Below are 19,738 nucleotides of genomic sequence, written 5' to 3'. Positions count from 1 at the left end.
CCCTTTCCACGGCGCCACGTTTTGAAATGGTCGCGGCTGCCGTCCGCCATTGACAAGCTTTGCGGGACTATATCATGGTAGCGCTATCAATCAATAAAGCGGCGCGCCAATGTCGTCGCAGGCGGCATAGCCGCGACAGGAGAGGAGACGAAATGCGTTCCAGCGCCCGCCTTGCCATGCTTGCCTGCGCTTCCGCGATCACCGCGATCGGGACGCCCCTCGTCGCGCCCGTGATCGCCGCCGCGCAGCAGGCGCCGGCCCGGCCTATCTACAAGGATGCGTCCCAGCCCGTCGAGGCCCGCGTCGAGGATCTGCTCAAGCGGATGACGCTGGAGGAGAAGGTCGCCCAGATCATCACCGTCTGGGAAGGCAAGACCGCCGTCTTCGACGACAAGCTCCAGCTCGATCCGAAGAAGCTGCCCGCCGTCTGGCCGGACGGCATCGGCCAGTTCGCCCGTCCGTCCGACGCGCGCGGCGCCGTATCGCCGCGCGTCGTGCCCGGCCGCGACGTCCGGCAGACGATCGCGCTGGTCAACGCGCTCCAGCGCTGGGCGACGAAGCAGACCCGGCTCGGCATCCCGATCCTGTTCCATGAGGAAGGGCTGCACGGCTATGCCGCCGTCGGCGCCACCAGCTTCCCGCAGGCGATGGCGCTCGCCTCCACCTGGGACCCCGGTCTGATCCGCCAGATCAACGGCGTGATCGCGGGCGAAATTCGCGCGCGCGGCGTGCATCTGGCGCTTTCCCCGGTGGTGGACGTGGCGCGCGATCCGCGCTGGGGCCGGATCGAGGAGACGTTCGGCGAGGACCCCTATCTGGTCGGCGAAATGGGCGTCGCCGCCGTGCAGGGCCTCCAGGGCGACACGGGCGCCGATCGCCTGCTGCCGGCCGGCCATGTCTTCGCGACGCTCAAGCACCTCACCGGCCATGGCCAGCCCGAAAGCGGCACCAATGTCGGCCCGGCGCCGATATCGGTGCGCGAGCTGCGCGAGAATTTCTTCCCGCCGTTCGAACAGGTGGTCCGCCGCACCGGGATCGAGGCGGTGATGGCGTCCTATAACGAGATAGACGGCGTGCCCTCCCACGCCAACCGCTGGTTGCTGCAGGACGTGCTGCGCGGCGAATGGGGCTTCAAGGGCGCGATCGTCAGCGATTATTCGGCGGTCGACCAACTGATGAGCCTGCATCATGTCTCGCCCGATCTGGAAGGCGCGGCGATCCGCGCGCTCGATGCCGGCGTCGATTCCGACCTGCCCGAGGGCCTTTCCTACAAGATGCTGGTGAAGGCCGTGCGCGAGGGCCGGGTGGACGAGGCCAGGGTCGACGTTGCGGTGCGCCGCATGCTGGACCTGAAGTTCCGCGCCGGCCTGTTCGAAAACCCCTATGCCGACGTGCGGCAGGCGCTGGCGATCACCAACAACGATGCCGCCCGCGCGCTTGCGCTGAAGGCCGCGCAGCAGGCGATCACGCTGCTCAAGAACGACGGCACCCTGCCGCTGTCGCTGGCGGCGAAGCCCACCATCGCCGTGATCGGCCCCAATGCCGACGTCGCGCGGCTGGGCGGCTATTACGGCCAGCCGCCGCACAGCGTCTCGATCCTCGAAGGCATCAGGAACCGGGTGGGCAACCGCGCCGATATCCTGTTCGCACCGGGCGTGAAGATCACCGAGAATGACGACTGGTGGGCGGACGAGGTGAAGCTCGCCGATCCCGCCGCCAACCGCCGCATGATCGCCGAGGCGGTCGAGGTGGCGAAGAAGGCGGACCGGATCGTGCTCGCCATCGGCGATACCGAGCAGACCAGCCGCGAGGCCTGGGCCGACAACCATATCGGCGACCGCCCGAGCCTGGACCTGGTGGGCGAGCAGCAGGCGCTGTTCGATGCGCTGAAGGCGCTGGGCAAGCCGATCACCGTCATCCTCATCAACGGCCGCCCCGCTTCGACCGTGACGATCGCGGAGCAGGCCAACGCGCTGATCGAAGGCTGGTATCTGGGCGAACAGGGCGGCAATGCCGTGGCGGACGTGCTGTTCGGCACGGTCAATCCGGGCGGCAAGCTGCCCGTCACCATCCCGCGCAATGTCGGCCAGCTGCCGATGTTCTACAATCATAAGCCCAGCGCCCATCGCGGCTATCTGTTCGATACCACGGCCCCGCTTTTCCCGTTCGGCTGGGGGCTGAGCTACACCAGTTTCGATATCGGCCAGCCGCGCCTTTCGGCGGGCACCATCCGGCCGGACGGCGATGTCGACGTGCTGGTCGACGTCGCCAATACCGGCAGCCGCGCCGGCGACGAGACCGTGCAGGTCTATGTCCGCGACAAGGTAAGCTCGGTCACGCGGCCGGTGAAGGAGCTCAAGGGCTTCCAGCGCGTCACCCTCCAGCCCGGCGAGCGGCGCACCGTGAAGATCAGGCTGACGCCCGCCAGCTTCCAGATGTGGAACGACCGGATGGAGCGCGTGGTCGAACCGGGCGAGTTCGACATCATGGCCGGCCCCAATTCGGTCGACTTGAAGACCGTCACCCTGACGGTGAAGCCGTGAGCACCGGCATCGCCCGCCGGCAGGCGCTCGGCTGGCTGGCATCGGGATCGGTGCTGGCGGCGAGCGCGGCATCCTCCTCCGCCGCCTTCGCGCGCGGGGCGGGCCGCCCGCTCTACAAGGATGCGACGCAGCCGGTCGAGGCGCGCGTCCGCGATCTCCTGTCCCGCATGACGCTGGAGGAGAAGGTCGCCCAGATGATCGCGCTCTGGGCGACGAAGCAGGACGTGATGGTGGAAGACGGGCTGGATTTCGATCCCGCCCGGGCATCACGCGCCTATCCGGCCGGCTTCGGCCAGATCACCCGCCCGTCCGACCGGCGCGGCGGCCCGGCCGTCGCCGATGTCGCGGGCGGCACCGGCGCGCGCTGGCGGACGCCCGAGGACACGGTGAAGTTCGTCAACGCGGTCCAGCGCTGGGCGACGACCCAGACCCGGCTCGGCATCCCCGTGCTGTTCCACGAGGAATCGCTCCACGGCTATATGGCGACGGACGCCACCATGTTCCCGCAGGCGATTGCGCTGGCCGCCAGCTTCGACCGCGATCTGATGCGGGACGTGCAAGGCGTGATCGCCCGCGAGGCGCGCGCGCGCGGCGTCCACCTGGCGCTCTCGCCCGTCGTCGATATCGCCCGCGATCCGCGCTGGGGCCGGATCGAGGAAACGTTCGGCGAGGATCCCTATCTCTGCGGGGAGATGGGCGTCGCCGCCGTGCAGGGCCTCCAGGGCGACGGCGATGTGCTGAAGCCCGGCAAGGTCTTCGCCACGCTGAAGCACATGACCGGCCACGGCCAGCCGCAGAGCGGCACCAATGTCGGCCCCGCGCCGATATCGGAACGCGAGCTGCGGGAGAATTTCTTCCCGCCCTTCCGCGCGGTCGTCGGCCGCACCGGGATCGAGGCCGTGATGCCGTCCTATAACGAGATAGACGGCGTGCCGTCCCACGCCAACCGCTGGTTGCTGCAGGATGTGCTGCGCGGCGAATGGAAGTTCGGCGGCATCGTCGTGAGCGACTATACCGCCATCGACGAGCTGGCGACGATCCACCATGTCGCCCCGGACGTGCGCGCCGCCGGCGTGATCGCGGTCAATGCCGGGGTGGACAGCGAGCTGCCGGACGGGGCGACCTTCCGCCACCTCGTCGATGCCGTCCGCGCCGGCGAGGTTTCCGAGGCGCGGATCGACGAGGCTTGCGCGCGGATGCTGAGCCTGAAGTTCCGCGCCGGCCTGTTCGAAAATCCCTATGCCGATTTCGCCGCCGCCGATCGCATCACCGGCAATGCCGAGGCCCGCGCGCTCGCGCTCGAGGCCGCGCGCAAATCGCTGTGCCTGCTCAGCAACGACGGCACCCTGCCGCTGAAGCCGGGCGCGCATCCGACCGTGGCGGTGATCGGCCCCAATGCCGCCATCGCCCGGCTGGGCGGCTATTCCAGCACGCCGCGCCAGGCGGTGAGCCTGCTGGACGGGGTGCGCGCGAAGCTGGCCGGCAAGGCGGAGGTGGTCCACGCCCAGGGCGTGTTCATCACCCGCAGCGAGGATCGATCGGCCGACGAGGTGCTGCTCGCCGATCCGGCGGAGAACCATCGCCTGATCGCCGAGGCGGCCGCCATCGCCCGCAAGGCCGACGTCATCCTGCTCGCGATCGGCGATACCGAGCAGACCAGCCGCGAGGGCTTTGCGAAAAACCATCTCGGCGATCGTACCAGCGTGGATCTGGTGGGCGAGCAGAATGCGCTGTTCGATGCGCTCCACGCGCTGGGCAAGCCGATCGTCGTCGTCGCCATCAACGGCCGCCCGCCAAGCTGGCCCGGCGTCGCCGCCAAAGCCAATGCCATGCTGCTCTGCTGGTATCCGGGGCAGGAGGGCGGCACCGCCATGGCCGACGCGCTGTTCGGCGACGTCAATCCCGGCGCCAAGCTGCCCGTTTCCGTGGTGCGCAACGCGGGCCAGATTCCGCTTTTCTACAACCGCAAGCCATCGTCGCGGCGAGGCTATCTGTTCGAGGATGCGGCCCCGCTTTTCCCCTTCGGTCACGGGCTCAGCTACACCCGCTTCGATATCGGCGCTCCCCGCCTTTCGGCGGCGCGGATCGGCGTGGACGGCAGCGTCACCGTGGAGGTCGACGTGCGCAACATCGGCGATCGCGCGGGCGACGAGGTGGTGCAGATCTATGTCCGCGATCAGCTATCGTCGGTCACGCGCCCGCTCAAGGAACTGAAGCAGTTCGCCCGCGTCACGCTGGCCCCCGGCGAGGCGCGCACGCTTCGCTTCACGCTGGGCCGGGATGCCTTCGCGCTGTGGAACGAGGCGATGGAGGAGGTGGTCGAGCCCGGCCGCTTCGACATCATGGCCGGCCCCGACAGCGAACATCTGAAAACCGCGATCCTCGAGATCGCCTGACAGGACAGGAAGAGATGCCGAGGATCACCGCTGCGCGGGTTATCGTGACGAGCCCTGGTCGCAATTTCGTGACGCTGAAGATCGAGACGGAGGCGGGGATATATGGACTGGGCGACGCGACCCTGAACGGGCGCGAGCTGGCGGTGGCCTCCTACCTCGCCGATCATGTCGCGCCCTGCCTGATCGGGCGGGATGCGCACCGGATCGAGGATATCTGGCAGTTCCTCTACAAGGGCGCCTATTGGCGGCGCGGGCCGGTGACGATGCCGGCGATCGCGGCGGTCGATACCGCGCTGTGGGACATCAAGGGCAAGATCGCCGGGCTTCCGGTCTACCAGCTGCTCGGCGGCGCGAGCCGCGAGGGCGTGATGGTCTATGGCCACGCCAATGGCAGGACGATCGAGGAGACGATCGACAATGCGCTCCATTACCAGGAGCAGGGTTATAAGGCGATCCGCCTGCAATCGGGGGTGCCGGGGCTGGCCTCCACCTATGGCGTGTCGAAGGACCGTTATTTCTACGAGCCCGCCGATGCCGACCTGCCAACCGAGAATGTCTGGTCGAGCGAGAAATATCTCCGTTCGGTGCCGCCGTTGTTCGAGGCCGCGCGCGAGGCGCTGGGCTGGGATGCGCATCTCCTCCACGACATCCACCACCGGCTGACGCCGATCGAGGCGGGCCGGCTGGGCAAGGATCTGGAGCCTTATCGCCCCTTCTGGCTGGAGGATGCGACCCCGGCCGAGAACCAGGCGAACTTCCGCCTGATCCGCCAGCACACCACGACGCCGCTGGCGGTGGGCGAGGTGTTCAATTCGATCTGGGATGCCAAGCAGCTGATCGAGGAGCAGCTGATCGACTATATCCGCGCCACCGTGGTCCATGCCGGCGGGCTCACCCATCTCAGGCGGATCGCGAGCTTCGCGGACCTGCACAATGTCCGCACCGGCTGCCATGGCGCGACCGATCTGTCGCCGGTGTGCATGGCGGCGGCGCTGCATTTCGGGCTGTCGGTGCCGAATTTCGGCATCCAGGAATATATGCGCCACACCGCCGAGACCGATGCCGTCTTCCCCCATGCCTACGGCTTTGCCGACGGCCTGATGCATCCCGGCGACCAGCCGGGCCTGGGCGTGGACATCGACGAGGAGCTGGCCGCCAGATACGAATATAAGCGCGCCTACCTCCCCGTGAACCGCCTCCAGGACGGCACCATGACAAACTGGTGATCGCGGTGGACAAATCCCTCATCCCGCCGCCCCCCAAGGGCAAGGTGCGCTGGATCATCTGCGCGCTGCTCTTCGCGGCGGTGGTGCTCAGCTATGTCGACCGCCTCGTCCTTTCGGTGCTGAAGCCCACGCTGCAGCAGGAATATGGCTGGTCCGAAAGCGGCTATGGCGACGTGGTCTTCTGGTTCCAGGCCGCCTACGGCATCGGCTTCCTCTTCTTCGGGCGGCTGATCGACCGGGTCGGCGCCAAGCTGGGCTATCTGCTGGCGATGGCGGTATGGACGGCGGGCCATATGGCGCACGCCCTCGTCACCACCACCACCGGCTTCGCGCTTGCCCGCATCCCGCTGGCGCTGGGGGAATCCGGCACCTATCCCGCCGCGCTCGCCGCCGCCGCCGAATGGTTCCCCAAGCGGGAGCGCGCGCTGGCCATCGGCATCTTCAACGCCGGCGCCAATGTCGGCGCGATCGTGACGCCGCTGATCGTGCCGCTCATCACGCTGGCGATGGGCTGGCAATCGGCCTTCATCATCACCGGCCTGTTCAACCTCATCTGGATCGGCGCCTGGATCGCCTTCTACCGCCGCCCGCGCGAGCATCCGAGCATCACGCGGGAGGAGATCGCCTATATCGAGGCGGAGCCGTTCGAGACCGAGGGCAAGGCCAGCTTCCGCCAGGTGCTCGCCTGCCGGCAGGCCTGGGCCTATATGGCCGGCCGCTTCCTGATCGATCCGATCTGGTGGACCTTCCTGTTCTGGCTGCCGGATTTCTTCTCCAAGCGCTACGCCGTCGATCTCAAGGGCTTCGGCCCCCCGCTGATCGCGATCTACATCATCGCCGATGTCGGCTCGATCCTGGGCGGCTGGTATTCGTCGCGGCTGCTGGGGCGCGGCATCAGCGCCAATCGCGCCCGCAAGACGGCGATGCTCGCCTGCGCGCTCGTCGTCACCCCCGTCACCTTCGCCATGTATGCGCCGTCGATCTGGATCGCCGTGGCGCTGATCGGGCTGGCCTGCGCGGGCCATCAGGGCTTTTCCAGCAATCTCTTCTCGATGCCGGCCGATCTGTTCCCGCGCTGGGCCGCGGGCACCGTCGTCGGCCTCGGCGGCTTCGCCGGGGCGGCCGGCGGCATGCTGATGTCGAAATATGCCGGCTATGTGCTGGAGACGGTCGGCACCTACACGCCGATCTTCATCGTTTCGGGATCGGCCTATCTGGTGGCGCTGCTGGTGGTCCACCTGATCAATCCGCATTATGCCCCTGCCACCAAGCTTTCCGCCCGACAGGCCTGACATGACCCATCCGCTGCGCCTCCACCCCGACCGCCTCTTCCCCGCCGACGAACGCAGCCGCGCCATCGCCCGCGCGCTTTATGCCGGCGTGAAGGACCTGCCGATCGTCAGCCCGCACGGCCATACCGATCCGGTCTGGTTCGCCTACGACCAGCCCTTCGCCAATCCGGCGGAGCTGCTGATCGTGCCCGATCATTATGTGTTCCGCATGCTCTACAGCCAGGGCGTGGGGCTGGAGGCGCTGGGCGTGCCCACGGCGGACGGCAGCGCCACCGAGACCGATCCGCGCGCGATCTGGCGGCTGTTCGCCAGCCATTACCACCTGTTCCGCGGCACGCCTTCGCGGCTGTGGCTGGACTGGGTGTTCGCCGAGATATTCGGCATCGACATCCGGCTGGAGGCCGCCACCGCCGATCATTATTACGATGTGATCGCGGCCGCGCTTCCCACCCCCGCCTTCCGCCCGCGCGCCCTGTTCGACCGGTTCGGGATCGAGCTGATCGCCACCACCGAAAGCCCGCTCGATCCGCTGGAGCATCATCGCGCGATCCGCGAAAGCGGCTGGCATGGCCGCGTCGTCACCGCATACCGCCCCGATCCGGTGATGGACCCGGAGCATCCGGGCTTTGCCGGCAACCTGATCCGCTTCGGCGAGGTGGCCGGCGAGAATATCTCCACCTTCGCCGGCTATCTGCGCGCGCACGAGAACCGGCGCGCCTTCTTCCGCGCGGCGGGCGCCACCTCCACCGATCACGGCCATCCGAGCGCCCGCACGGCGGACCTGCCCCGCGCCGAGATCGAGGCGCTCTATGCCCGCGTGCGTTCCGGCCCGGTGACGCCGGCCGAGGCGGAGCTGTTCCGCGCCCACATGCTCACCGAAATGGCGCGGATGAGCGTGGCGGACGGCATGGTCATGCAGATCCATCCCGGCGTCCACCGCAGCCACAATCCGGCGCTGCTCGGCCGGTTCGGGCGCGACAAGGGCGCCGATATCCCGGTGCCCACCGGCTATGTCGAGGCGCTGAAGCCGCTGCTGGACCGGTTCGGCAACGAACGCGATCTCACCATCATCCTCTTCACGCTGGACGAGACCGCCTATGCGCGCGAGCTGGCGCCGCTCGCCGGCCATTATCCGGCGCTGCGGCTCGGCCCGCCCTGGTGGTTCCACGACAGCCCCGAAGGCATGCGCCGCTTCCGCGAGCAGGTGACGGAGACAGCCGGCTTCTACAACACGGTCGGCTTCAACGACGATACCCGCGCCTTCCTTTCCATTCCGGCGCGGCACGATGTCGCGCGGCGGATGGACTGCGGCTTTCTCGCCCGGCTGGTGGCGGAGCATCGGCTGGAGGAGGATGAGGCGCACGAGCTGGCCCGCGCCCTCACCTATGATCTGGTGAAGAAGGCCTACAGGCTGTGACGCGCCTGTCCGCGACGACCATCGACCTGCTCCCCCCCGGCATCGCGCGGCCGGCTTATGATCGCGGGGCGATCGCCACCGGCGTCGTCCATATCGGCATCGGCGCCTTCCACCGCGCGCACCAGGCCGCGCTGTTCGATGCGGCGCTGGCCGCCGGCGATCTTCGCTGGGGGATCATCGGCGCGTCACTGCGATCGCCTGCCGTGCACGACCAGATGGCGCCGCAGGACGGCCTCTACTCGCTCGTCGTCCGCGATGGCGCGGCGGAGGACGTGCGGGTGATCGGCGCGATCCGGGAGGTGCTGGTGGCGCCGCGCGATCCCGCCGCGCTGGTGGCAGCGATGTCCGCGTCGGGCGTCCACATCGTCACGCTTACCGTGACCGAAAAAGGCTATAAGCTCGATCCCGCGACCGGCGCGTTGCTGGCCGGTGATGACGATGTCGCGGCCGATCTGCGCGATCTTGCCGCGCCGCGCACCGCCCCCGGCTTCATCGTCGCCGCCCTCGCCCGCCGCCGCGCGGCCGGCCTCGCGCCCTTCACCGCCATTTCATGCGACAATCTGCCGCATAACGGCTCCCGCCTGCGGGCCGCCGTGTTGGCGATTGCTGCGCAGCATGACGCAAGCCTTGGCGACTGGATCGCGCAGCATGGCGCCTTCCCGGAAACCATGGTCGACCGCATCGTGCCGGCCACGCGGGACGAGGATATCGCAGCCCTCGCCGCCCGCACCGGGCTGGAGGACCAGGCGATGGTGAAGACCGAGCCTTTCTCCCAATGGGTGATCGAGGATCGGTTCGCCGGCGAACGGCCCGATTTCGAGCGGTTCGGCGCCCAGATCACCCGATCGGTGGCGCCATGGGAGGAAGCGAAGCTGCGGCTGCTGAACGGCGCCCATTCGGGTATCGCCTATCTGGGCGGGCTGGCCGGCGTGGATTTCGTCCACCAGTTCGTCGGCCTTGCCGAAGGGCGCGGCTTCGTCGAGGCGCTGTGGGATGAGGCGGCCGCCACGCTATCCCCGCCGCCGGGCCTCGATATCCCGGTCTATCGCGCCGCGCTGATGGCGCGTTTCGCCAACAGTTCGCTGCAGCATCGCACGCGGCAGATCGCCATGGACGGATCGCAGAAGCTGCCGCAACGGCTGCTCGCCCCGATCGCCGCGCGGCTCGATCGCGGCCTGCCCGTGGAGGCGCTCGCATTGGCCGTGGCCGCATGGATGCGCTGGCAGGGCGGGCGCGACGACAGCGGCGCCATCTTCACCGTCGACGATCCGCTGGCGGCGGTGACGGCGGCAAGGCTTGCCGGTGCCGCATCGCCGGCCGATCGGGTGGCGGCACTGCTCGCCATCGAGGCGATCTTTCCGCCCCGGCTCGCAGGCGATGCCGGCTTCCGCGCCACACTGACCCGCCATCTCGCCTTGCTCGGCGAGGCGGGATCGCGCGCGGCGATCGCCTCCCTGCTTTCCAAGGAAAGGCCGTGACCGCATGAAGCGCTTCCTGACCGGGCTGGCCCTCGCTCGCGCCATCGCCGCCTCCCCCGCGATCTCGAAGGAGGCACGCTGGGTGGGAAGCTGGGCCGCGTCGCAACAGATACCCGAGCCGCGCAACGCGCTCGACCCCGCCGATCTGCGCGATGCGACGCTGCGGCAGATCGTCCGCCTCTCGCCCGGCGGCAAGACCATCCGCGTCCGCCTCTCCAACGCCTTCGGCACGGCGCCGCTGCGTTTCTCCCGCGTCCATGTCGCCCCCGGCCGGCCCGGATCGCCGCGGATCGATGCCGCGCGCGGCCGCATCGTCACCTTCGCCGGCCGGCAGGATGTGATCGTCCCGGCGGGCGCAAGCTGGCTCTCCGATCCCATCGATCTTGCCGTGCCGCCGCTCGGCAGCGTCGCGATCAGCTTCCACCTGCCCGATCCGCCCGCGCAGCAGACCGGCCATCCCGGATCGCGCACCACCAGCTACCTCGTCCATGGCGACCAGGTGGACGCGGCGGAGCTGCCGGATGCCAAAACGGTCGACCGCTGGTATCAGATCGCCGGTATCGACGTGGCCGCCGGAAAGGGATCGGCCGCCATCGTCACCCTCGGCGATTCGATCACCGACGGGGCCGGATCGACCACCAATGCCAACGATCGCTGGCCGGATATCCTGGCGCAGCGCCTCCAGGCGTCACAGGCCACGCGCCATCTCTCGGTGCTGAACCACGGCATCGGCGGCAACCGGCTGCTGATCGACGGGCTCGGCCCCAACGCGCTGGCGCGCTTCGATCGCGATGTCCTCGCCCAGCCCGGCGTGCGCTATCTGGTCCTGCTCGAAGGCGTGAACGATCTCGGCGGGCTGGCGCGCGAGGCGCCGGCCACGCCCGCCCAGCGCGCCGATCTCGTCCACCGCATCACCGCCACCTATGCGCAGATCGTCGCCCGCGCGCGGGCGGCGGGCGTGAAGGCCATTGGCGCCACGATCCTGCCTTATGGCGGATCGGAATATTATCATCCCGATGCCGGTGCCGAAGCCGACCGTCAGGCGATCAACGCCTGGATCCGAACGCCCGGCAATTTCGATGCCGTGGTGGATTTCGACGCCGCGACCCGCGATCCCACCCGGCCCGATCACCTGCGCGCCGATTATGATTCGGGCGACGGCCTGCACCCCTCGCCGGCGGGCTATCGCGCCATGGCCGATGCCGTGCCGCTGGGCCTGTTCGGCAAATGACGATCACGGCCGCGCTGCTGCTGGCGGCCACCGCACCGCGACCGCCAGGCCCGGAAATCGCGATCGCCTTCGATGATCTTCCCGTCCACCAGCCTTTGCCGGCCGGGGAAACCCCGCTCGCCGTCGCCGATCGCATCCTGGCCGCGCTGAAGGCGGCGCGCGTGCCTGCCGTCCATGGCTTCGTCAACGGCGCCGCCACGGCAGGCGATCCGGCGACGGAGAAGGTGCTCGCCGCCTGGCGCGCCGCCGGATATCCGCTCGGCAACCATGGCTGGTCGCACGCCCGCCTCGATTCCCTCGACGACGCCGCCGTCGCCACGGAAATCGAGCGCAACGAGCCGCTTCTGGAACGATGGGGCATGAAGCCGGGGCGCCGCTGGTTCCGCTTCCCTTATCTGGCGGAAGGCGGAACGCCCGCGCGCCGCGCCGCCATCCGCCGCCTGTTGGCCGCCCGCGGCTACCACATCGCCGCCGTTACGATGAGCTTCGGCGATTATCGCTGGAACGCGCCTTATGCCCGCTGCCTCGCCAGAGGCGACAAGGCCGCGATCGACACGCTTGAGCACAGCTTCCTCGCCGTCGCCGATGCCGCGATCATCCGCAGCCGATCGATGGCGAAGTCGCTCTACGGCCGCGACATACCCTATGTGCTGCTGATGCACGCGGGCGCGTCCGACGCGCATATGCTGCCGCGCCTGCTCGCGCTCTATGCGGCGCGGAATGTCCGCTTCGTGCCGCTCGACCGGGCGGAACGCGATCCGGCCTATGCCAGCGACGTCGATCCCCGCCTGCCGGCGCGCGCCGCCAGCCTCGAAGGCCGGATGACGGGGCAGGGCCTCGCTCCCCCCGTCCATGACGATCCGGGGGAAGGGATCGAAAAGCTCTGCCTCTGACGCCGTTTCGGCCGGCTCAGCGCCCGGCCATCGCCGCGCGCATGCCGTCTAGGCAGGATCGCACGCCCGCGCCGCGCCCCGAACGCTGCAGCGTATCGCCCAGATCGGCCGCCAGCCGGCCCAGCGGCTCCATGCCGTTCGCCCGCGCCACTTCGGCAATCGCATCCGCGCGGCGGCGCAGCTCGCCCACGGATAGCAGCCGCATGTCGCGGTCGATCTGGGCGATGCGCGCCTTCAACTCGTCTTCGACACCGGCCATGGCCGCTGATTCGATTCGGCGTAACGAAGCCATGATTCTTCCTCCTGCCGGCCATCATGTCGGTTCAGGATTAGCGTTGGATTAAGCGAAACGGCGCGCCGTGGGGCTTTGACGCCCTTCGGCTTGACTTTCGGCTCCGCCTGCCGCATTGGCCCTGCCGATGGAATCAGGCGGCGGTGACGTCGCCTTATTTTTTCGTGCCACCCGGCACGCAGCAGCAGAATTCGAAGGATCAAAGGGTCATGGCCAAGCCGACCACCGTCAAGATCAAGCTCGTCAGCACGGCCGACACCGGCTTCTTCTACGTGACCAAGAAGAATCCGCGCACCCAGACCGAGAAGCTGAGCTTCCGCAAGTATGACCCGGTCAAGCGGGCGCACGTGGAATTCAAGGAAGCCAAGATCAAGTAAGCCGGCGGGCGGGGTCACCCCGCCTTGCGCTTGCGGATCGTTCGATGCCCGGCCATGCCCCGATCGCGGATCGGGCGCGTGGGCCGGGCTTCGGTCGTCTGGCCCGCGTCGATCGTCCGCCGGTCCTCAGACCAGTGCCTCCACCGCCTCCACGAAGCGGATCACCGAAATCGGCTTGGAGACATAGGCTTCCGCCCCGGCGGCGCGGATGCGATCCTCGTCGCCCTTGCCGGCATAAGCGGTCACCGCCATGATCGGAATGGTCCGCAGCCCATCATCCGCCTTCAGCTGCTCGATCAACTCGATCCCGCTGACATGGGGGAGCTGGATGTCCATGATGATGAGGTCCGGGCCGAAGCTGCGCGCCACGTCCACGGCCTCGCGCCCGTCCCGCACCGGCTCCGCCACATAATCATGCGCGCGCAGCAGATCGCAGAACAGCTTGAGGTTGAGTTCGTTGTCCTCGACAACGAGCACTTTCTTGGACACAGGCCGCCCCACCACGCTACACCCGCGGACGATTGTAAACTATGCCGGGACCGGAAACAAATCATGACCGCGCCGCGATCGCCCTCAACGCGCTCGCCTGGACGCTTGGCGAGCCGGACCGGGCCGATCGCTTCCTGGCGCTCACCGGCATCGGCCCGGATGAGCTGCGCCGCCGCATCCACGATCGGGCGCTGCTCGCCGCCGTCCTGGCCTTCCTCGAAGGGCATGAGCCGGATCTGATCGCCTGCGCCGCCGCCCTTGATGTCCCACCCCAGGCGTTGATCGCCGCCCGCATGGAAATGGAAGCATGAACCGTCCCCTGCTCGTCACCGATTGCGATGAAGTGCTGCTGCACATGGCCTCCCATTTCGGCGCCTGGCTCGATGAGGCGCACGGCATCGATTTCGCGCTAGATCGGCACGATACCTTCAACGCCATGACCCGGCGCGCCGACGGCTCGACCGTTCCCGCGGAGGAGGCGTGGCCCCTGCTCGACGCCTTCTTCCAGACGGAGATGCACCGGCAGACGCCCGTGCCGCATGCGATCGAGGCGCTGGGCGAGATCGCCGAGCATGCCGACATCGTCGTCCTCACCAATATCGGCGAACATTGCCGCCCGCACCGCATGGCCCATCTGGAATCGCTCGGCATCCGCCATCGCGTGCTCTGCAACAGCGGCGGCAAGGGCCGGCCGGTCGCCCGCCTGATCGAGGAACTGCGCCCCGGCGCCACCGTGTTCGTGGACGACCTTGCCGTCCATCACGAATCGGTCGCGAAGCACGCGCCGGACGTATGGCGCCTCCACCTCGTCGCCGAACCCCGCATGGCGCCCCATATCCCGGCCGCCCCGCACGCCCATGCCCGCATCGACGACTGGGTGTCCGCCAAGACCTGGGTGCTGGATCGGCTGGCGGCCCGGGCCGCCGCCTGAGGCCGCGCGAGGCGGCGGCGGAAGCGGGGGGCGCCCGTGCGGACCGGCCTCCGCCTTCTCCTCCTCACCGCGCTGCTCGCCTTCGGCGGCTGCGCGGGCTTCGTCCGGCAGAATCTCTACAAGCCCCGCACGGATATCGTCGCGATCGCCGACTGGACGAAATCGCCGCCGGCGGAAGTCCGCGCCACCACCGCCGACGGCATCGCCCTCCAGAGCTTCCACTGGGCGGGAAAGCCGGGCAACCATGACGTCATCCTCTTCTTCCACGGCCGCCGGGCGCATCAGGGCGTGGGCGCCAAATATGCCCAATATCTCGCGGGCAAGGGGCCGGCCGTCCTCGTCGCCTCCTATCGCGGCTTCGCGGGCAATCCGGGCTCGCCCTCACGCGAAGGGCTGATGAGGGACGGCGCGGCCTTCATCGCGCTCGCCCGGCAACTCCACGGCGCGGACGCCCGCATCTTCCTGGTCGGCCATTCGCTCGGCGGCGCGGTCGCGCTCGAACTGGCCACCCGCGCGCCGGTAGCCGGTGTCGTCCTGATCGAGCCCTTCGCCGCGCTGGATGAGGTCGCGCCCGATTATGCCCGCCCTTTCCTCCTCGATCGCTGGGACAATCGCGAAGCCATCGCCGCCGTCGCCCCGCCGGTGGTGATCTTCCACGGCACGGCGGACGATGTCGTCCCCCTGCCCCAGGCGCAAAGCCTGCTGGCCGCCGCCTGCAACCGCGCGCTCCTCGTCACCATGCCGGGCGCCACCCACAAGCCGAACATGCCGGTCCTCGGCCCCGCCATCGCCGACACGATCCGCCTCATCGCCGAAGACCGCCTCGCCGCCCTTCCGGCCACCCTCCCCGAAGGCTGGCGCCTCACCGATCATCCCCCCGCCCGGACCCCAGCCTGCCTCACCCGGCACCGGGGGCGATAGATCGGGAACGATCGGTCAAACGCCCAGCCATTGCAGGCCGTCCGGCAAGTCCACGGCGGCATAGTCGACCTGCAGCACCCGCCGCCGGCCGGAGTGCGTCGCCGCGTCCGACGCATGCAATATGGGAGTTGAATAGAGCCAGACGTCACCGGCATCCGCCAGGCAGGCGCGAATGCCGCAGGCTTTCACCACTCCCGCGATATCGGCTTCCAGCAGCTTGCCCAACCGGTGCGATCCCGGCGCGACCAAAAGCGGCGCATTGGTTTCCGGCACGTCGTCCAGATGGACGCGCAAGGTGACCATCCCGGCCAGCAACGATGGCGGCGGCGCCACATGATGCATGCCCCGCTTCACGGTCCAGGGGCTGAAGCCGGGCACGTCACGGCGTTCGGCGACGCAGATCGTCCGATCCTGATGCCATCCCAGCGCCCAGTTCATGGCCGGAGACTTGTCGAAAAGAATGGCCCTCACCGGGCGGCTGGCGCGGCCCAGATGGCCGGCCGCAACCGAACCGATCGATCCGCCGGCGGACAGGAAGGGCGAAAGCGCCGCGATACCGTTCAGGCGCAGCCCCGCATGGTCCGCAGGCAGCCGGCCAAGAATAGCGCGAAGTGCCGCCAGATCGCCGCGCGCCGCTTCGGGGAATAACTGCGCGCCGTCTCGCTCCAGGCGCATGTCCGCGCTGCCATCGACAAGCAAAGCCATTGCCCCTTGGTAGAAGGGACATAGGCCGGGGCGCAATGCCGATGGATCGAATCCGCGCCAACCCGCTGGCTCCGCGCCCTTTCTCCCGCTACGCAACCGACATGACCGAGCGTTCTCCCGCCCTTCGCGCTTATGCCATGCTGGCCTTCGTCATGCTGTTCTGGGCGGGCAATTCCATCGTCGGCCGCGCGGTCAGGGATGATATTCCGCCCTTCACCCTCGCCTTCGTCCGCTGGACGGGGGCGCTCATCATCCTGCTGCCGATCGCCTGGCGGGGGCTGGTGCGGGACAAGGCGGCGCTGATCGCGGGATGGAAGCCGGTGCTGGCATTGGGGCTGATCGGCGTCTCCGGCTTCAACGGGCTGCTTTACTGGGGCCTGCACCACACCACCGCGACCAATGGCCTGCTGCTGCAAGCCGCGACGCCGGCGCTGGTGCTCGTCTGCAATGCATTGTTCTTCCACGACCGGGCCGGCGGGTGGCAGGTGGCCGGCGTCACCTTGTCGACGATCGGGGTGCTGCTGGTCGTCACTCATGCCGATCTCGGCGTGCTGGCCGGGTTCCGGCTGGGCAAGGGCGATATCCTGATCCTGGGCGCAGTGCTCGCCTGGTCGATCTATACCAGCCTGCTGCGCATCCGGCCGGCGATCAGCCAGGCGAGTTTCCTCTTCGCCACCTTCCTGATCGCGGCGCTGGCGATGCTGCCGCTGGCGGTGTGGGAATGGCATGCCGCCCCGCCGATCCACTGGCGCCCGGCGGTGATCGGGGCCTTCGCCTATGTTTCGATCCTGCCGTCGCTGATCGCTTATTATCTGTTCAATTCCGCCGTCGAGATGATCGGCGCCGGCCGGGCGGGGCAGACGATCAGCCTGATGCCGCTGTTCGGCGCCGGCCTTGCCGCCGCGCTGCTGGACGAGCCGCTGCACGGCTATCACCTCGCCGGCATGGCGCTGATCCTGGGCGGCATCGGCATGACGGCGCTGCTCCAGCGGCGCCCCGCCCCTTGACGCAACGCGCCCGGCGGCGGAAGAGGCGGGCATGAGCATCGAAGCGCGCATCGCCGAACTCGGCCTCACCCTTCCCCAGCCCGCCGCCCCCGTCGCCGCTTATGTGCCGGCCGTCGAGGCGAACGGGCTTCTCCACATCTCCGGCCAATTGCCGTTCCGCGCGGACGGATCGCTGATGACCGGCCGGCTCGGCGAGGATGTCGACGTGGAGGGCGGCCGCGCCGCCGCCGAACGCTGCGGGCTGATGCTGATCGCGCAGATCAAGGCGGCGCTGGGCGGCGATCTGGATCGCGTCGAGCGGATCGTCAAGCTCGGCGCCTTCATCTCCTCCACCGGCGATTTCACCGATCAGCCCAAGGTCGCCAACGGCGCGTCGGAACTGATGGCCGCCGTGTTCGGCGATGCCGGCCGCCATGCCCGTTCGGCCGTCGGCGTGCCGGTGCTGCCGCTCGGCGCCTGCGTCGAGGTCGATGCGGTCGTTGCCGTCCGGCCTGCCTGACGCGCTGTTCGCGCCGGCGCCCGCGGCGGAGCGGATCGCCTTCCTGAAAGGCCGCCGCTTCGCCCATCGCGGCCTCCATGGGCGCGGCCGGGTGGAGAACAGCCGCGCGGCCTTCGCCGCCGCCATCGCCCATGGCGACGGGATCGAGCTCGACGTCCAGCAATCGGCGGACGGCCAGGCCATCGTCTTCCACGATGCCACGCTGGACAGGCTGACCGGCCGATCGGGCGCGCTGGCCGATCTCGATGCCGCAGCACTCGGCCGGATCGCGCTCGCAGGGAGCGATGGCGAGACGCTGCCGACGCTCGCAGAAATCCTCAGCCTCATCGCCGGCCGCGTTCCGTTGCTGATCGAGGTCAAGAGCCGCCACCGCCGGCCGGCGCGCCTCTGCGCGGCCGTCCGCGATGCGCTTGCCGGCTATTCCGGCGCGGTTGCCGTGATGTCCTTCAACCCCGAAGTGGCCCGCTGGTTCTCCATCCATGCGCCGGCCATCGTGCGCGGGCTGGTGGTGACGGAGGAGAAGGACCGGAACCTGCCGGGCCGCCTGCGCCGCCATCTTGCGCTCTGGCGGGCGCGTCCCGATTTCCTCGCCTATGACGTGCGCGATCTGCCCTCCCCCTTCGCCGCAGCCCAGCGCCGCCGGGGCATTCCGGTGCTGAGCTGGACGGTGCGGACCGACGCCGATGAAGCGACCGTCGCCGCGCATGCCGACGCCCCGATCCACGAGCATCCCCTTGGCTGATCGCGATATCGTCGCGCGCATGGCCGATGGCGTCTCGGCCGTTCCCGCCGCCGATTGGGATGCCTGCGCCGGCACGGGCAATCCCTTCGTGTCGCATGCCTTCCTTTCCGCGCTGGAGGATTCGGGCAGCGTCGGCCCGCGCACCGGCTGGCAGCCCCTGCCGATCATCGTGGACGGCGCGGACGGGCGCCCCGCCGCGATCGCCCCGGCCTATGGCAAGAGCCACAGCCAGGGCGAATATGTGTTCGACCATGCCTGGGCGGATGCCTGGGAACGGGCCGGCGGGCGTTATTACCCCAAGCTCCAGATCGCGGCACCCTTCAGCCCCGTGCCCGGCCCCCGCCTGCTGCTGCGCGATGGCGAGGCGGCGGCCGCCCCGGCGCTGGTCGCCGCAATCGAAACCGTCGTCCGCCAGAACGGCCTGTCGTCGGCGCACGCCACCTTCGTCGCGCCCGATCAGGTGCCGCTGTTCGAGGCCGCCGGCTGGCTGATCCGGTCGGACCGCCAGTTCCACTGGGCCAACCAGGGTTATGGCTGCTTCGACGATTTCCTGGGCGCGCTGGCCAGCCGCAAGCGCAAGGCGATCCGCAAGGAACGCGCCGCCGCCGTCGCGGGGCTGGATATCGTCCATCTTTCCGGCGGCGATCTTACCGAGGCGCATTGGGACGCCTTCTGGGCCTTCTATCAGGATACCGGCGCCCGCAAATGGGGCCGCCCCTATCTCACCCGCGCTTTCTTCTCCGCGCTGGGAGAGCGGATGGCGGACAGGGTGCTGCTGATGCTGGCGCTGCGCGATGGCCGGCCGATCGCCGGCGCGCTCAACCTGATCGGCGGGGACACGCTCTACGGCCGCTATTGGGGCGCGACGGAGGAGGTGCCCTTCCTCCATTTCGAGCTCTGCTACTATCAGGCGATCGATGCCGCCATCGCCCGCGGCCTCGCCCGGGTGGAAGCCGGCGCGCAGGGCGAGCACAAGCTGGCGCGCGGTTATGAGCCGGTCGCCACCTGGTCCGCCCATTTCATTCCCGATCCCGGCTTCCGCCGCGCCGTGGCCGACTATCTGGCCGCCGAGCGCCGGGCCGTTGACGACGAGATCGAAATGCTCGCCGAAATGGGGCCGTTCAGGCGGAGCTGACGTTTCAAATCGTCATCTGTTGCGGCTAAGGGCGGGCGCATGAATCGCATCCTCGCTCTGTTCGCCCTTCTCGGCTCGCTCATCGCCTGCGCGGCGACAACTACGATGGCCGGTTGAGCGGCGACTATGATGGCCGGTAGGATCGGTTGTCTGGTCTGATCGTA

At 68.9% G+C, this 19,738-nt stretch carries 19 protein-coding genes; 16 read left to right on the top strand and 3 right to left on the bottom strand.

All coding sequences use genetic code 11. The features are described from left to right. Positions 1-152: 152 nt before the first annotated feature. From CV103_RS16445 to CV103_RS16410, 8 genes are read left to right on the top strand one after another with little or no spacing between them, the layout of a single operon-like run. Entirely contained in the window at positions 153-2,543 is a 2,391-nt protein-coding gene (locus CV103_RS16445; protein ID WP_107395580.1) for a glycoside hydrolase family 3 N-terminal domain-containing protein, read from the top strand. Continuing rightward, positions 2,540-4,939 carry a glycoside hydrolase family 3 N-terminal domain-containing protein gene (locus tag CV103_RS16440; protein WP_107395579.1) on the top strand — a complete coding sequence of 800 codons (2,400 nt, stop codon included), beginning with the start codon at positions 2,540-2,542 and terminating at the stop codon, positions 4,937-4,939. The genes CV103_RS16445 and CV103_RS16440 overlap by 4 nt, the downstream gene beginning before the upstream one ends. Positions 4,940-4,953: 14 nt before the next feature. Further along, complete coding sequence (gene manD / locus CV103_RS16435; RefSeq protein WP_107395578.1) at positions 4,954-6,165, top strand: D-mannonate dehydratase ManD; 1,212 nt, start codon at positions 4,954-4,956, stop codon at positions 6,163-6,165. Next, the gene (locus CV103_RS16430) at positions 6,162-7,457 is read left to right on the top strand and encodes an MFS transporter (protein WP_015459137.1); all 1,296 of its coding nucleotides are present in this window, start codon (positions 6,162-6,164) and stop codon (positions 7,455-7,457) included. The genes manD and CV103_RS16430 overlap by 4 nt, the downstream gene beginning before the upstream one ends. 1 nt (position 7,458) lies before the next feature. Next, entirely contained in the window at positions 7,459-8,874 is a 1,416-nt protein-coding gene (uxaC, locus tag CV103_RS16425; protein WP_107395577.1) for a glucuronate isomerase, read from the top strand. Continuing rightward, a complete protein-coding gene (locus CV103_RS16420) occupies positions 8,871-10,352 on the top strand; it encodes a mannitol dehydrogenase family protein (protein WP_107395576.1) in 1,482 nt (493 codons plus the stop codon). Before uxaC ends, CV103_RS16420 begins: the two co-directional genes overlap by 4 nt. A 4-nt stretch (positions 10,353-10,356) precedes the next feature. Further along, complete coding sequence (locus CV103_RS16415) at positions 10,357-11,583, top strand: SGNH/GDSL hydrolase family protein (protein ID WP_107395575.1); 1,227 nt, start codon at positions 10,357-10,359, stop codon at positions 11,581-11,583. Beyond that, on the top strand, positions 11,580-12,476 hold the full coding sequence (locus CV103_RS16410) for a polysaccharide deacetylase family protein (protein WP_107395574.1): 897 nt from the start codon (positions 11,580-11,582) through the stop codon (positions 12,474-12,476). The genes CV103_RS16415 and CV103_RS16410 overlap by 4 nt, the downstream gene beginning before the upstream one ends. 16 nt (positions 12,477-12,492) lie before the next feature. On the opposite strand, the gene CV103_RS16405 is transcribed toward CV103_RS16410, so the two are convergent. Continuing rightward, entirely contained in the window at positions 12,493-12,735 is a 243-nt protein-coding gene (locus tag CV103_RS16405) for a hypothetical protein (RefSeq protein WP_015459132.1), read from the bottom strand. A gap of 242 nt (positions 12,736-12,977) precedes the next feature. Here CV103_RS16405 and rpmG point away from each other — a divergent pair, with 242 nt between their 5' ends. After that, complete coding sequence (gene rpmG, locus CV103_RS16400) at positions 12,978-13,145, top strand: 50S ribosomal protein L33 (protein ID WP_015459131.1); 168 nt, start codon at positions 12,978-12,980, stop codon at positions 13,143-13,145. 126 nt (positions 13,146-13,271) lie between these two features. Here rpmG and CV103_RS16395 read toward each other — a convergent pair whose 3' ends face one another. Then, a complete protein-coding gene (locus tag CV103_RS16395) occupies positions 13,272-13,634 on the bottom strand; it encodes a response regulator (protein ID WP_015459130.1) in 363 nt (120 codons plus the stop codon). Positions 13,635-13,675: 41 nt separating this feature from the next. On the opposite strand from CV103_RS16395, the gene CV103_RS16390 reads away from it, so the two are divergent. Genes CV103_RS16390 through CV103_RS16380 form a run of 3 tightly spaced genes read left to right on the top strand, consistent with a single transcriptional unit; the run spans position 13,676 to position 15,486 of the window. Then, positions 13,676-13,945 (top strand): DUF3572 family protein, encoded by a 270-nt coding sequence (locus tag CV103_RS16390; RefSeq protein ID WP_070932098.1) that lies wholly within the window; start codon positions 13,676-13,678, stop codon positions 13,943-13,945. Further along, on the top strand, positions 13,942-14,565 hold the full coding sequence (locus tag CV103_RS16385) for an HAD family hydrolase (protein ID WP_107395573.1): 624 nt from the start codon (positions 13,942-13,944) through the stop codon (positions 14,563-14,565). Before CV103_RS16390 ends, CV103_RS16385 begins: the two co-directional genes overlap by 4 nt. A gap of 36 nt (positions 14,566-14,601) precedes the next feature. Further along, complete coding sequence (locus CV103_RS16380) at positions 14,602-15,486, top strand: alpha/beta hydrolase (RefSeq protein WP_107395572.1); 885 nt, start codon at positions 14,602-14,604, stop codon at positions 15,484-15,486. Positions 15,487-15,501: 15 nt separating this feature from the next. Here CV103_RS16380 and CV103_RS16375 read toward each other — a convergent pair whose 3' ends face one another. After that, positions 15,502-16,191, bottom strand: a complete 690-nt coding sequence (locus CV103_RS16375) for a phytanoyl-CoA dioxygenase family protein (RefSeq protein WP_342749173.1) — start codon at positions 16,189-16,191, stop codon at positions 15,502-15,504. Positions 16,192-16,292: 101 nt separating this feature from the next. On the opposite strand from CV103_RS16375, the gene CV103_RS16370 reads away from it, so the two are divergent. From CV103_RS16370 to CV103_RS16355, 4 genes are read left to right on the top strand one after another with little or no spacing between them, the layout of a single operon-like run. Continuing rightward, entirely contained in the window at positions 16,293-17,198 is a 906-nt protein-coding gene (locus tag CV103_RS16370) for a DMT family transporter (RefSeq protein WP_170112656.1), read from the top strand. A 31-nt stretch (positions 17,199-17,229) separates the two neighbouring features. Next, on the top strand, positions 17,230-17,697 hold the full coding sequence (locus tag CV103_RS16365; protein WP_070932090.1) for a RidA family protein: 468 nt from the start codon (positions 17,230-17,232) through the stop codon (positions 17,695-17,697). Further along, on the top strand, positions 17,669-18,439 hold the full coding sequence (locus CV103_RS16360; RefSeq protein WP_041864896.1) for a glycerophosphodiester phosphodiesterase family protein: 771 nt from the start codon (positions 17,669-17,671) through the stop codon (positions 18,437-18,439). Before CV103_RS16365 ends, CV103_RS16360 begins: the two co-directional genes overlap by 29 nt. Beyond that, complete coding sequence (locus tag CV103_RS16355) at positions 18,402-19,574, top strand: GNAT family N-acetyltransferase (protein WP_425443890.1); 1,173 nt, start codon at positions 18,402-18,404, stop codon at positions 19,572-19,574. Before CV103_RS16360 ends, CV103_RS16355 begins: the two co-directional genes overlap by 38 nt. The last annotated feature ends 164 nt before the right edge of the window (positions 19,575-19,738 follow it).

The sequence above is a fragment of the Edaphosphingomonas fennica genome (assembly GCF_003034225.1).
GTDB classification, from domain to species: domain Bacteria; phylum Pseudomonadota; class Alphaproteobacteria; order Sphingomonadales; family Sphingomonadaceae; genus Sphingomonas_E; species Sphingomonas_E fennica.
The sequence above is the reverse complement of the archived record's forward strand: the minus strand, read 5'-3'. Positions and strand labels throughout refer to the sequence as shown.